General features: G+C 47.6%; 16 protein-coding genes. 8 read left to right on the top strand and 8 right to left on the bottom strand.

All coding sequences use genetic code 11. The features are described 5' to 3' along the window. The first annotated feature begins 30 nt into the window (after positions 1-30). Complete coding sequence (locus A1sIIA65_RS04035; protein WP_095676297.1) at positions 31-681, top strand: lysophospholipid acyltransferase family protein; 651 nt, start codon at positions 31-33, stop codon at positions 679-681. On the opposite strand, the gene A1sIIA65_RS04030 is transcribed toward A1sIIA65_RS04035, so the two are convergent. Then, positions 678-1,376 (bottom strand): hypothetical protein, encoded by a 699-nt coding sequence (locus A1sIIA65_RS04030; RefSeq protein WP_095676296.1) that lies wholly within the window; start codon positions 1,374-1,376, stop codon positions 678-680. The two genes, A1sIIA65_RS04035 and A1sIIA65_RS04030, sit on opposite strands and share 4 nt — an antisense overlap. Positions 1,377-1,390: 14 nt before the next feature. Next, positions 1,391-2,044 carry a LysE family translocator gene (locus tag A1sIIA65_RS04025; protein ID WP_095676295.1) on the bottom strand — a complete coding sequence of 218 codons (654 nt, stop codon included), beginning with the start codon at positions 2,042-2,044 and terminating at the stop codon, positions 1,391-1,393. Between the two features lie 118 nt (positions 2,045-2,162). Here A1sIIA65_RS04025 and A1sIIA65_RS04020 point away from each other — a divergent pair, with 118 nt between their 5' ends. Both A1sIIA65_RS04020 and A1sIIA65_RS04015 read left to right on the top strand, forming a co-directional pair. Continuing rightward, complete coding sequence (locus A1sIIA65_RS04020) at positions 2,163-2,699, top strand: PadR family transcriptional regulator (protein WP_095676294.1); 537 nt, start codon at positions 2,163-2,165, stop codon at positions 2,697-2,699. Then, positions 2,696-3,793: an inositol-3-phosphate synthase gene (locus A1sIIA65_RS04015; protein ID WP_095676293.1), complete on the top strand. Its 1,098-nt coding sequence runs from the start codon at positions 2,696-2,698 to the stop codon at positions 3,791-3,793. Before A1sIIA65_RS04020 ends, A1sIIA65_RS04015 begins: the two co-directional genes overlap by 4 nt. 98 nt (positions 3,794-3,891) lie before the next feature. On the opposite strand, the gene A1sIIA65_RS04010 is transcribed toward A1sIIA65_RS04015, so the two are convergent. Both A1sIIA65_RS04010 and A1sIIA65_RS04005 read right to left on the bottom strand, forming a co-directional pair. After that, positions 3,892-4,470, bottom strand: a complete 579-nt coding sequence (locus A1sIIA65_RS04010; protein ID WP_095676292.1) for a hypothetical protein — start codon at positions 4,468-4,470, stop codon at positions 3,892-3,894. Positions 4,471-4,628: 158 nt separating this feature from the next. After that, positions 4,629-4,949 (bottom strand): helix-turn-helix domain-containing protein, encoded by a 321-nt coding sequence (locus A1sIIA65_RS04005; RefSeq protein WP_095676291.1) that lies wholly within the window; start codon positions 4,947-4,949, stop codon positions 4,629-4,631. An 86-nt stretch (positions 4,950-5,035) separates the two neighbouring features. On the opposite strand from A1sIIA65_RS04005, the gene A1sIIA65_RS04000 reads away from it, so the two are divergent. Genes A1sIIA65_RS04000 through A1sIIA65_RS03990 form a run of 3 tightly spaced genes read left to right on the top strand, consistent with a single transcriptional unit; the run spans position 5,036 to position 8,053 of the window. Continuing rightward, entirely contained in the window at positions 5,036-5,779 is a 744-nt protein-coding gene (locus A1sIIA65_RS04000) for an enoyl-CoA hydratase-related protein (protein ID WP_095676290.1), read from the top strand. Next, complete coding sequence (locus A1sIIA65_RS03995) at positions 5,780-6,610, top strand: SDR family oxidoreductase (protein WP_095676289.1); 831 nt, start codon at positions 5,780-5,782, stop codon at positions 6,608-6,610. Positions 6,611-6,643: 33 nt separating this feature from the next. Continuing rightward, on the top strand, positions 6,644-8,053 hold the full coding sequence (locus tag A1sIIA65_RS03990) for a purine-cytosine permease family protein (protein WP_095676288.1): 1,410 nt from the start codon (positions 6,644-6,646) through the stop codon (positions 8,051-8,053). Here A1sIIA65_RS03990 and A1sIIA65_RS03985 read toward each other — a convergent pair. Beyond that, a complete protein-coding gene (locus A1sIIA65_RS03985) occupies positions 8,028-8,822 on the bottom strand; it encodes a Na+/H+ antiporter NhaA (RefSeq protein WP_095676287.1) in 795 nt (264 codons plus the stop codon). The two genes, A1sIIA65_RS03990 and A1sIIA65_RS03985, sit on opposite strands and share 26 nt — an antisense overlap. Positions 8,823-8,947: 125 nt before the next feature. Here A1sIIA65_RS03985 and A1sIIA65_RS03980 point away from each other — a divergent pair, with 125 nt between their 5' ends. Next, positions 8,948-9,394 carry a hypothetical protein gene (locus A1sIIA65_RS03980; RefSeq protein WP_095676286.1) on the top strand — a complete coding sequence of 149 codons (447 nt, stop codon included), beginning with the start codon at positions 8,948-8,950 and terminating at the stop codon, positions 9,392-9,394. Here A1sIIA65_RS03980 and A1sIIA65_RS03975 read toward each other — a convergent pair. After that, a complete protein-coding gene (locus tag A1sIIA65_RS03975) occupies positions 9,391-9,981 on the bottom strand; it encodes a TetR/AcrR family transcriptional regulator (protein WP_095676285.1) in 591 nt (196 codons plus the stop codon). The two genes, A1sIIA65_RS03980 and A1sIIA65_RS03975, sit on opposite strands and share 4 nt — an antisense overlap. A 91-nt stretch (positions 9,982-10,072) precedes the next feature. Continuing rightward, positions 10,073-11,506 carry a type I glutamate--ammonia ligase gene (gene glnA, locus A1sIIA65_RS03970; RefSeq protein ID WP_095676284.1) on the bottom strand — a complete coding sequence of 478 codons (1,434 nt, stop codon included), beginning with the start codon at positions 11,504-11,506 and terminating at the stop codon, positions 10,073-10,075. Positions 11,507-11,685: 179 nt separating this feature from the next. Here glnA and A1sIIA65_RS03965 point away from each other — a divergent pair, with 179 nt between their 5' ends. Then, positions 11,686-12,060 (top strand): RDD family protein, encoded by a 375-nt coding sequence (locus tag A1sIIA65_RS03965; RefSeq protein ID WP_095676283.1) that lies wholly within the window; start codon positions 11,686-11,688, stop codon positions 12,058-12,060. Here the strand turns inward: A1sIIA65_RS03965 and A1sIIA65_RS03960 are convergent, their stop codons facing one another. Next, positions 12,061-12,732: a DUF4191 domain-containing protein gene (locus A1sIIA65_RS03960; protein WP_095676282.1), complete on the bottom strand. Its 672-nt coding sequence runs from the start codon at positions 12,730-12,732 to the stop codon at positions 12,061-12,063. It lies immediately after the preceding gene.

Below are 12,732 nucleotides of genomic sequence, written 5' to 3'. Positions count from 1 at the left end.
ACCTTGCGGGCATTTCTTACCCCGTTCCTCATGTTGCTCTTTCGCCCAAAGGTCAAAGGTCTGCGTAATGTGCCGGCATCGGGTCCACTCATACTTGCTTCAAATCACTTATCTTTTAGCGATTCCATCTTCATGCCGCTGGTTGTTCCTCGCAAAGTTACCTTCCTCGCAAAGAGTGAATACTTCACATCTCCTGGACCTAAGGGCTTTATTAAGAAGCTGACCTTCATAGCTTTGGGACAAGTTCCTGTCGATCGCTCTGGTGGTCGCCGCAGTGAAGCAGCGCTCATCACAGGCCTTGAAGTTCTTGCAGGCGGAAATTCTCTCGGTATTTATCCTGAAGGAACACGTTCACCTGATGGTCGTCTCTATAAGGGGCGCACAGGTATTGCACGCCTTGCCATTGAATCAGGGGCTCCTATTATTCCGATTGCCATGTTTAACACGGATAAAATTCAGCCAACAGGGACAGTGATTCCGAAAATCATGCGAGTTGGAATCACCTTTGGCGAGCCAATGTATTTCGAAGGTGATTCAACGGATCTTCTCTATCTTCGCGAAGTAACAGATCAGATTATGAAACGTATTCAACAGTTATCGGGTCAAGAATATGTAGATACCTATGCTGTGAAGGCGAAGAAATCTGGACTCAACGTTGAGAATAACGAAGAGAGCGATTAATCAATCTGTAGTTCAGCTCGCTTGATAAGGTAATTACAGACATTGCATTCAGGGCCAGAATCAGGCATGCCACCTTCGATAGTGGTGATCAGCTCTTCAAGGATTGCGCTAAATCTGGCAGTGTCGCGTTCGACTGGAACATAGACCTTATTGACGCCAAAGCCATGAGAGTTACTTGCTAGCTCGCTCTGCGCAGTTTCAGTAACGCCGGCGAGCTTCCAGATCAATAGCCCCATTGATGAAACCGGAAATGGCTTCCCTTTATCAGGATTTTCAAGCGAGTGAGCATATGCCTCTAGCTGTGGGGCATAGAAAGGGCCATTGTCACGATCTGAGTCAGAGACTTTGCAATCAATAATTCCCACAGAGCCATCTGTGTAGTGACCGAGAAGGTCATAGATTCCAAGTATTTTCCAGCGAGTTTCAAAGCCATTGATCTTGATAGGCGCACTCTTTACCCATTGCCCCCATTGCTTCACAACGCCCTCTTTGAGTGAAGGATCGATGTCTTGCATAGAGGCCCTGCGAAAATGTTCCTCCTGCGAATCTGCAAGTGGCTTAACCAAAGGGAACTCTTTCTTGAGTTCGAATTTATACCAATACTTGAGCCAGAGGCAGCGCTTACAGGTGGAGAGCCCAAAGGTGAGATCTGATGGTGCGATGGTCTCTCTTGCTGGTACGTCTGGTTTTTTCATAGCTCATCTTCTCGTTATCCACTAGTTACTGCAGAGATTAAGACTGCGACACCGAGAATAATCATGATTAATCCACCGGTTGCACGAAGTCGCTCAAGTCGCTTGTTATCAGTTGCAAGCCAGGCGCGAGCAGTTCCGGCTAATAGGCCCCATGTTCCATCGGAGATAAAGGCGAGAACGCAGAACACTAATCCGAGAAATACCAATTGAATCGTGACATGACCGCCATCGATATCAACGAATTGGGGGAGCACTGCTGCAAAGAAGACAATTGCTTTGGGGTTGAGAACGCCCACCCAAAAACCATCACGAATTGATTGACGCGCAGTTGGTGCAACTGGTCCTTGATTAGTCATATCTGCGGCATGTATTTGTCGCTTGCGAATTGCATCAACGCCGAGATAGATCAGATAGAGACCGCCAGCCCATTGCACTGCAATGTAGGCGATATGCCATTTCTGCAGGATTGGTCCCACACCGAGTGCGACAAGAGTTGAGAGAACAAAGGAGCCGGCCACATTTCCTGCAACAGTCAGAACGGAGATCTTGCGACCCCATGCAACAGCTCGAGCGATCACAAAGAGAACGCTGGGTCCTGGAGCGATAATGATGATGATCGCAGCCACGAGGTACTCGGGTAGACGTGTGGGGATGACTCCGGCGAACATGAGGCAAAGGTAGCCAATAGGCGCGTCGATTTGCGCCTGCTGCCCCCATGGGCTTGAATGAGCACTCGATATAACGAATGGATATATCGTCTAGCCATAGCAAGGAAGGATTACCCGCATGCGTTCACGTTCAGAATCACTCGAATTTGCCCTCCTGGGACTCCTCTCGCAGGGACCTTTGCATGGCTACGAACTTCGAAAGCGCCTGATGGCGATCTTCGGCCCATTCCGCGCGCTCTCATTCTCAGTCCTCTATCCCCAGTTAAAGCGGATGGTGATTTCTGAGGTGATCGAAGCCAAGGAAATTGGAGTCACATCTCGCCGCACTCGCATTGTCTACACAATCACTAGAAAAGGAATCAAGCGCTTTGAGCTACTCAATAGCGCTGTGACATCAGATGCGTGGGAGGACGAAGGGTTTGGAGTTCGCTTCGCATTCTTTAGCCCGACAACAACACCCAACAGAGTTCGAATTTTGGAAGGGCGATTGCTTCGCCTTGAAGAGAAAGCAGGAGTGCTCAAAAGTGATTTAGCCAGCACCCCTGCTGCACTGGATAGATATCTCGAGGAGTGGCGCCGCTTCTCTCTCGATTCGCTAGAGCGAGAAATCGCATGGCTTAAGGAAATGATCATCACTGAGGAGAAAAGTAAATGAATATCACCACTGGTAAGGGCGACATCCGTGTTGCAATTGTTGGCGTAGGAAACTGTGCCAACTCACTCGTGCAAGGAGTCACCTATTACAAGGATGCAGCAACCGACCAAGAGATACCAGGTCTTATGCATGCAGTTGTGGGCGGCTATCACATCAACAATGTGAAGTTTGTTGCAGCATTTGATGTTGATGCGAAGAAGGTCGGTTTAGATCTCTCTGAGGCAATTTGGGCCAGTGAAAACAACACCATTAAATTCTCCGATGTTGCAAAGACTGGGGTTCCTGTTCAGCGTGGAGTCACACTCGATGGCCTTGGTAAGTATTACAAGGAAACAATTCAAGAATCGACAGCAGCACCTGTCGATGTTGTAGCAACGCTCAAGGCGGAAGAAGTAGATGTCCTCATCTGTTACCTGCCAGTGGGCTCTGAAGAGGCTGCTAAGTACTACGCACAGTGCGCAATCGATGCAGGGTGCGCCTTCGTGAACGCACTTCCTGTCTTTATCGCATCAGATCCTGTGTGGGCGAGAAAGTTTGAAGATGCAGGTCTTCCTATCGTGGGCGATGACATCAAGAGCCAGGTGGGTGCAACTATTACGCACCGAATCATGGCTAAGTTATTCCAAGATCGTGGAGTTCACCTCGATCGCACCTACCAACTCAACGTGGGTGGAAATATGGACTTTAAGAATATGCTCGAGCGCGATCGCCTTGAGTCCAAGAAGATTTCAAAGACAAACTCTGTGACATCCCAGCTCGATCACGATATGGGCGCAAAGAATGTTCACATTGGGCCATCTGACTACATCCCATGGCTTGATGACCGTAAGTGGGCATATGTGCGTCTTGAAGGTCGTGCATTTGGAGATGTTCCACTGAACCTCGAATACAAACTAGAGGTATGGGATTCACCTAACTCAGCTGGCGTCATCATCGATGCACTTCGCTGCGCAAAGATAGGCCTAGATCGCAAGGTTGGGGGAGCGCTGCTCTCACCATCGTCATACTTCATGAAGACTCCACCGGTTCAATACACAGATGAACAAGCTCATAACAAGGTAGAGGATTTCATCTCAGGAAAGCTTGAGCGCTAATTGTAAGAAAAGATAATGAGAAAACCCCGGTCCCTGATTGCTCAAGGACCGGGGTTTCTTCTTCCCTCAGTCTTCACGGAGAGTTAAAGAGTTGAGGGTTATATCGTCGCGCTATCTGGGGTGCGACGAATGTGTAGTAACCCTGCAAAAGATAGAAGTAGCATCACTAGCCCTCCGACAAGTGCTGCTATTGCTCCGTACCCTGCAATAACTCCCATAGTGCCGAATGCATATGCTTCAAGGAGCATTCCGCGAAGTGTGTTACCCATGAAAAGTGTTTGACGTAGATCGCCGAGTTTTGCAATCTGTGCAGTATCTGTACTTCCGCCTCTTACGAGGCCCATATACATTCCAGATACTTCTGAATATGTAGCTGGCTTTCCGACAGTTGCAATAGATGAAGCCTTCATATGCTCCCAGATGTAGAGATCTGAATAGTCTTTTGCCATCTCACCAGTGGTTACTTTTGCCTCAGCCCACTTTGCTAGCTGCTTTTTTGTCGCATCCGGCATAGCCTCAGCAGCCGGGAATGAGATATTTTGATTATCGAGTTGGCTCTTCACAGAGTCTGATGCGAATGTTGCGCCCCAGTTAAGTAGTCCAGCTGCAACAAATAGAAATACAGATAGTCCGAAACCAACAGCTGTAACAATCTTGTCAAAATTCTTGCGTTTCATTTAGTTTCTCTCCCTTGTGTAGCACCTAGATATTTAAGTGCTATGCAAATTACATACCTGAGGCATGCGTTATGAGAGTGAAAAGCTGAGGGCTAGCACCTCAGGTCAACAAGAGAGGGCTAGCACCAAGAATTATGTGATGTAAGTAATGTAAAGGGTTAGTGAACTTCTCGATTACAAATCGCCTGGCCTTGGCCATTTAATTCCAAATGAGAACAAGGAACTCCTAAGCGATCAAAAGCTGCATCTCCGTAATGAGTACGAAATGCAAGAGCGAGGAGTACTCGAATATTTGTGTCTCCATTAGAAGTAATCCCAAAAGCTTTAGCGGAACGACTGATTGTGTTCTCAACAACTTTTTCTGTGTGATTAGTCTCGCGTGCAATTGCGGAATTTGTCTTACCTTCGCAGAGCAGCCCTAGAACTAATTGTTCAAATGGGGACAATTCTCTTGTGGTGATAGTTATATCTCTGGACATTACAGCGACCTCTCCGTTGCTATAGCCTCTAGTATGCTCCCGAAAACATCCTTTGCATTACTGATGTAGCCCTTTAAGATGCTCCAATGACGGAAATAACGACCTCGAATCAGGGGCAAACGCTCGTATTACGCTTAAATCGACCCGAGAAGATGAATGCGATTACTCGGGATATGTATGCGGGCTTAGCTACACAACTCAACCAAGCGGCTGAGAACCCTGATATCCGATGCGTTCTCATTACGAGCGAAGGCGATCACTTCACAGCAGGTAATGACATACGAGACTTTATGTCCAACCCGCCGACTGAGGGAGATTCAGGGGTCGCGAAGTTTTTGGGCTCTCTCCTTGAATTCCCTAAACCACTGCTTGCCGCAGTCAAGGGCAACGCCATCGGTGTTGGTACAACAATGTTGCTTCATTGTGATGTTGTTGTTGCATCACCGAGTGCGAACTTCTCTATGCCATTTACATCACTTGGTTTAGTCCCTGAAGCTGGCTCAACAAAACTCTTCCCAGACCTTGTGGGGTATCAACGTGCTGCGAAGATTTTCATGACCGGTGAATCCTTTGGAGCCGATGAAGCACTTGAGATGGGGCTCATCGCTGAGATTGATGCAGATGCAGAAGGTAAGGCCCTTTCCATAGCAGAGAAAATCGCCCAGCAACCACCGAAAGCTATTTTGAATACCAAAGCGCTCATGAAGGCTGGCAGCCATGATGCGGTCTCAGCTGTCATGCTTGCCGAGTTCCAATTGTTTGCCCTGGCGCTTCAATCAGAAGAGGCTGCTGATGCATTTATGAAATTTATGTCAATGAAGGGAAAGTAGATGTCACTTCAAGGTAAGCGCATATTTGTTACAGGGGGATCGCGCGGTATTGGTTTAGCAATTGCCCTTCGTGCCGCACAAGATGGCGCATTGGTCGCAATCGCTGCAAAGACTTCAGATCCCAATCCGAAGTTGCCGGGCACTATCCACACCGCAGCCGAGGAGATTCGCGCCGCTGGTGGAACCGCCCTTCCCATCCAGTGCGATTTGCGCGATGAAAGCCAGATTACTGCTGCGATAGAGCAAGCTGCCAAAGAATTCGGTGGCATTGATATCCTGATTAATAATGCCAGTGCAATCAATTTGACCCGAACAGAAGACACTCCTGCCAAGCGATTTGACCTCATGTTTGATGTCAACGTCCGTGGAACCTTTCTTACTTCTCAGGCTGCTATTCCATATCTTCGCGAATCGGCTGAGGCGGGACGTAATCCACATATTTTGACACTCTCACCACCTCTTTCTATGAAGGCGAAATGGTTTAAGAACCATGTTGCCTACACAATGGCAAAGTATGGAATGAGTATGTGTGTTCTTGGGATGTCTGAAGAATTCAAGCGCGATGGGATTGCAGTCAATGCGCTCTGGCCGCGCACAGCTATCGACACTGCAGCCCTTCAAATGATTCCCGGCGTAGATACTGCTGCTTGCCGCACGCCAGAGATTCTCTCTGATACTGCTTACATTATCCTCAATCGAAATTCGAAAGAGTGCACAGGCAACTTCTTTGTCGATGATGAGGTTCTCGCATCCGAAGGAATCACAGATCTTGAGAAGTATTCGGTAGTTCCTGGAACAAAGGATTTCTTGCTCGATTTCTTCCTTGATTAAGAAATGTTGTGCATAAACCTCTAACCTTCTGTCATGAACCTAGAACTCAACGGCACTAACGTCATTCACGAGAGTGAGCGACAAGGTAAGGCATCCTCCCTTTTCTGGCCGTGGTGTGGCGCAAACGTTTCACTTCTAGCTCTCTCTTACGGTTCATTCTTTCTTGGCTTCGGAATCTCTTTCTGGCAGGCGACTGCTGCTGCAATTCTTGGCACGGTTCTCTCATTTCTTTTGGTAGGCGTAAGTTCACTTGCTGGAAAGAAATCTAATGCGCCAACAATGGTTCTTTCTCGAGCCACCTTTGGAGTGAAGGGCAGCATGATTCCTGGGTTTCTCTCCTATCTAGTCTTCGTGGGATGGGAAATTGTTCTCATTTCGCTTGCAACTTTGGCAACAGGAACAGTCTTTATGCGCTTAGGCAATTTGGATCACAACACTGCCATGGTTATTGGTTTTGCGATTGCGGTGGGACTTACCGTTTCCGCTGGAGTTCTTGGTTTTGCAGTCATCATGCGCATTCAACGAGTGCTCACTATTGTCACTATTGCCATGACCGGTGTCTATATCTCCCTCACCTTTGGGGAAGTTGATTGGACTGTCATCTCTGCACTCCCATCGGGAAGCGCGCAAGGCTTTATTGGTGCAATGATCTTTGGGGCAACAGGCATTGGGCTTGGTTGGGTAAATGCAGCGGCGGATTACTCTCGATATTTACCTAGGTCTACATCGAGCAAATCTGTCATTGGGTGGACAGTATTTGGGGCATCGATTGTGCCCATCACTCTTGTTATTTATGGCGCCGCTTTATCGGCAAGTAATAAGGATTTATCTGAGGCAATTGCAGGCGATCCCATTGGCGCACTCACGACGATTCTGCCTAGCTGGTACTTGATCATTTTTGCACTCGTTGCAATATTGGGATTGGTTGGGGGAGCGATTCTCAACCTTTATTCATCTGGTTTAACCCTCATATCTATTGGTTTACCCGTGAAGCGCCATGTGGCTGCATCTATCGATGCGGTTCTAATGCTCATGGGCGCCATATATTTTGTGTGGATTGCAGATGACTTTTTCTTCCCATTCCAAGGCTTTCTCATCACACTCGGTGTTCCTATCGCCACGTGGTCTGCAATCTTTGTGACCGATGTTTTGATGCGAAAGAGTTATCACGAGACTGATCTCTACAAAACTAACGGTCGCTATGGATCATGGAATGTAGGTTCTATATCAGTGATGGTTATCGGAACTTTTGTTGGTTGGGGCTTTGTGACTAATTCCTTCGCCAGTTGGCTTTCGTGGCAAGGTTATTTCTTAAGCCTGATTGGCGGAAAAGAAGGCGCGTGGGCCTATGCAAATCTCGGTGTCTTCTTCGCACTTGTAATTGGTTTTGTTGGATATTTCCTTTTCGCGCGCAGCTCTATAGCGAAGCAGGAAAACGCTTAAGCCATAGAACGCCAAGCAGCCCCGAAAGAATGGCTGCAAAGAAGAGCCCCATACGCACCTGCGCTAGTTCACTCTCTGTCTTCAAAGTAATTTCTGCAATAACGATGGAGACGGTAAGGCCCATACCCGCAAGGAATCCAACACCGACAATCTCTTTCAGATCTAGAGCTTGAGGCAGCTTGAGCTCTGTAAATCGGGTGAAGAGGAAAGTGAAGAGCGTAATCCCTAGGACTTTTCCAATAACACGGGCAAGGACCACGGCAATTGAGATTTTTTCTGTCGCAACTGAGAAATCCAATTTGGAAAGTAGGTTGATGAAGATATAGATAGGAATGATCAAGAAGGTAGCTATGGGTGAAAGGAGTGAAATAAGGCGGTGTCTGAAAGGTAGAAGGAAGCCAATTGCTGCAGCTCCTAGTGTGTAAGTAGCGCTGGCAAGATGTAGGTCGTCTCTAAAGAAGATACCGATAACCAGAAGTGAAAAGAAATCATCGGCTACTGCAAGAGTTAAGAGAAAGAGTCGAACAGCGGGATTTACCCTCTTGCCCAAAATACTTAAGGCTCCGATTGCTAACGCGACATCTGTTGGCATCGCTATCGCCCATGCACGTGATCCAGGAATCAGTGCAATGAAGATCAGTGCTGGAAGCAACATTCCACCGAGTGCCGCAAGTGCGGGAAGAATCGCATCCTTTGGCTTATTGAGCCCTTCGCGAATTTCAAGACCTATGAGAATGAAGAAGATGAAGGTCAGGACTTCAGAGAGCATGGAGGAATGATATCGGTCACAGCTATGAAGCAGGCGCTCGACAAACGCGCTTTCACTGTCGCATAAAGATTTCTAGCCTTAGAAATACCCTTCAACTCATCGGTTAGATGAAATTGGAGATGATATTGAAAAAGTTTGTAGCAATCATGGCGGTAGCTTTCTTAGCAATTAGCACCACGGGAGCTAGTGCAGCAACAAAGGTAACTATCAGCCCTCAGAACAAGGTTTCAAAGAAGAACCCTGTCATCACTGTAAAACTTTCAGGAATGCCCACCACGAACGGTCTCTACCTATCTCAGTGCATGGCACCGAAGGTAAAGGGCGAAGCACCTACTGCATGTAATCCTTCAAAGGCGAGCAAGCTCTGGGTATCTGCACTAGCTGCAGATCAGCAGATGGGCGCAAAGGCAGCTACTGGCAAAATCACTATGAAGCTCGATAAGTACTTCAAAGACGGCGATTGCGTTCATACAAAGTGCGTAATCTATGTAACAAATGATCACAACGCTTCAAGCGATCGCAGTGAAGATCAATTAATTCCGTTTAAGTTCGACGGATTACTGCCCTTCTAATCTTTAGCTAGTGCTCGAAGTCCTGCTATCGCAAATCTTTGCGCGTAGCGGATTTCGGGCGCTGCTTCATTTCCAGCATCAATTCTCTTTGCTGCAGCATCTATCGCACTCTGCAGATATGAAACCGCTAATCCCAGGTCTGAAATAGAGATCTCTTGAATCGGCTGAATAATTGTTGCCATCATATTTCTATGGCCCTGAACAATCTCTGCTTTGCGAAACTCAGGAGCTGCAACAGTGTTTAGACTTTTAACAAGGAGATGTCTTCCATCGGCCACATATTGAAGTGCCTCTGAAATCCAGAGTTCAATGTATTCATAGGGGTCGGTAACGCCCTGGACAGCTGTCATCAATCGATTCTTGTAATACTCAAGTTCTTCAAGAACCAGATCCGCAATCAGATCAGCGGATGAAGAGAAATATTCGTAGACAAGTGAGCGTGATATTCCTGCGCGTTTTGCTACCGCTGTGACCGTTACTGACGGCGCCCCTGATTCAAGAGCGAGTGACATTGCTGCATCAATGATCTGACGCTGACGCATAGCCCGTTGTTCACCAATGGTTGCTTCGGCAATCTTCGGGCTCATGAGAGAAGTCTCCTATGTATTGAGTGTGGGTGCGACCCGGAAATGAAGAGACCCCGCCATTGCTGACGGGGTCTCTTTCGACGAATAGTTCTTAGATGTCGTAGTAAAGCTCAAACTCAGCTGGATGCGGACGTAGTCGCACATAATCAACTTCATTCTTACGCTTCCACTCAATCCATGTTGAGATGAGATCTTCTGTGAAGACTCCACCCTTAGTAAGGAATTCGTGATCCTTCTCAAGGGAATCAAGAACAGCATCAAGTGAACCTGGAACCTGTGGAATCAAAGCAGCCTCTGATGCCTCGAGCTCGTAGAGATCCTTATCAACTGGTGCAGGTGGTTCGATCTTGTTCATGATTCCATCGATACCAGCCATGAGCATCGCTGCAAATGCGAGGTATGGGTTCGATGATGGATCTGGGCAACGGAATTCAACGCGCTTTGCCTTTGGTGAAGATCCTGTAATTGGAATACGGATACATGCTGAACGGTTACGTGCTGAGTAAACGAGGTTTACTGGAGCTTCATAACCTGGAACCAAGCGACGATATGAGTTCACTGTTGGGTTGGTGAATGCAAGAAGTGATGGTGCATGCTTTAAGAGTCCACCGATATACCAACGTGCCATATCTGAGAGATCGCCATATGTGCCAGCTTCGAAGAAGAGTGGCTTGCCATCTTTCCAGAGTGACTGGTGAACGTGCATACCTGAACCGTTATCTCCGAAGAGTGGCTTTGGCATAAATGTTGCGGTCTTGCCACCTTCCCATGCAACGTTACGGATGATGTATTTGAACTTCATCAATTCATCGCCTGCTGTGAGAATGTCTGTGAAGCGGTAGTTGATCTCCATCTGGCCAGCAGTTCCCACCTCGTGGTGTGAACGCTCAACAAGAAGACCTGCACGACCGAGCTCCATGACCATCTCATCACGAAGATCTGCAAACTGATCTGTTGGAGAGACAGGGAAGTAACCGCCCTTAATGCGTGTGCGATATCCACGGTTCGGTGTTCCATCTGGATCTGCAACGATGCCTGTATTCCAAGCACCTTCATATGAATCGATGTGGTGGTAGGCCTCATTGATGCCAGTCTTAAATCGAACCGCATCAAAGACATAGAACTCAGCTTCTGGTGCGAAGAATGCCTGATCTGCAATTCCTGTCGACTTCAAGAAATCTACAGCCTTCTTCACAACGCCACGTGGGTCGCGTGAATAAGGGGTGTCATCTGTTGGGTTATGAACAGAGAAGATGATGACCAAAGTCTTTTCAAGACGGAATGGATCAATAAATGCTGATGATGGAACTGGAAGCAACTTCATATCTGATTCGTGGATTGACTGGAATCCGCGGATTGATGAACCATCGAACATAAGACCATCTGTGAAGACTGCTTCGTCGAAAGATTCAACAGGAACGTTGAAGTGGTGCTGAATTCCTGGAAGATCTGTAAAGCGTACGTCGACGAGCTTTACATCCTCCTTCTTGATGTATGCAAAAATTTCTGAAGAATTCTTAAACATATGTGATACTCCAATTGAGGCTCTTTATCGCCCAGCCGCCTCATCATTGAGCACTGCTGATGGAGTGAAGGCTAGTTCTCCCAAGTAAAAAAGTCATAATTTTGGTGTTACATCCGTGTTACATCATCATCGGATGGCTCACATCGCAGGCTCGTGGATGAGGGGCTAGGCTCGCCCCCATGTATCCACGCGTATCTCAAGGTCGGCGCCTGCTGGGAATCACCATCGACTGGCTGGCTTGTTATGCGATTTCCTTGGGCTTCTTTGCAGGAGCTGGAACCTTCACCGATCGAGTTCCAGGAGCTCGAGTTCCCACCCTGCTCATGTTCTTCCTCGAATACAGCCTTCTCGTCGCATTTGGTGGAGCTTCTTTTGGTCATCGACTTGTAGGACTGAAAGTCATTCGATTCTCTGATGGGGGAGCTGCGACACCGATTCAAGCTCTCATCCGCTGCGCGCTCCTAGTGCCTCTGATCACGGCAATTACCTTTGATGAAGATGGCAGAGGAATCAATGAGAGATTTTCAAATACGGTCTTAGTGAAAACTCGTTAACTAGCGAATCTTTACGCCCTTAGGCATAGGTCCTTTTGGAATTGGCAAAGACATTCCGCCCACGGCCTTCAGACGCGCACGCACTTCTCGCATCTGATGAGCTGACAATTTCTTTGGCAACTTTGTTACGTGCTTTTGCAATTTGCGAATAGGAACTTGTCCATCGCCATCGCCAACGAAGACTTCAATGATGGGAACACCTGGAGCAAAACGCTCTGACTTCTTCTTCTCATCTTGGATCATCTGACGAACTGCAAAGCCGCCTTCGCCTGTGAGAACAATTCCTGCGCGACCAACGCTGCGATGGACCATATCTTGCTGCTTGTTGACGGCCACGGCAGGAGTTGTGGTCCAACCTTTGCGGATAGCCATAAGGACGCTAGCTCCTGCGCCAATCTGGCCTTCGATAGATGAATAAGCAGCAGATCCTGCGATGCGCGTAAAGAAGAACATTGCAGCGAGTGCTGCCAAAGGAATAGTGACGAAGCCTCCATAGATTGGATGGCCAAAGATAATCCCAAGTGAGATACCGACTACAAGCACAAGAAGAAAGATGAGAATGAGGGCGATGCCAATCCATGGCTTTACAGATTTTGTGACCTTGTATGCATCACGGAAAGTCTGAAAACGAGGAGTCTTTATCTTTGCTTCTTTATTCTTCTTCTTAAACAT

Origin of the sequence: Candidatus Planktophila dulcis, assembly GCF_002288225.1 — a bacterium.
In the GTDB taxonomy this organism is placed as follows: domain Bacteria; phylum Actinomycetota; class Actinomycetes; order Nanopelagicales; family Nanopelagicaceae; genus Planktophila; species Planktophila dulcis.
The sequence above is the reverse complement of the archived record's forward strand: the minus strand, read 5'-3'. Positions and strand labels throughout refer to the sequence as shown.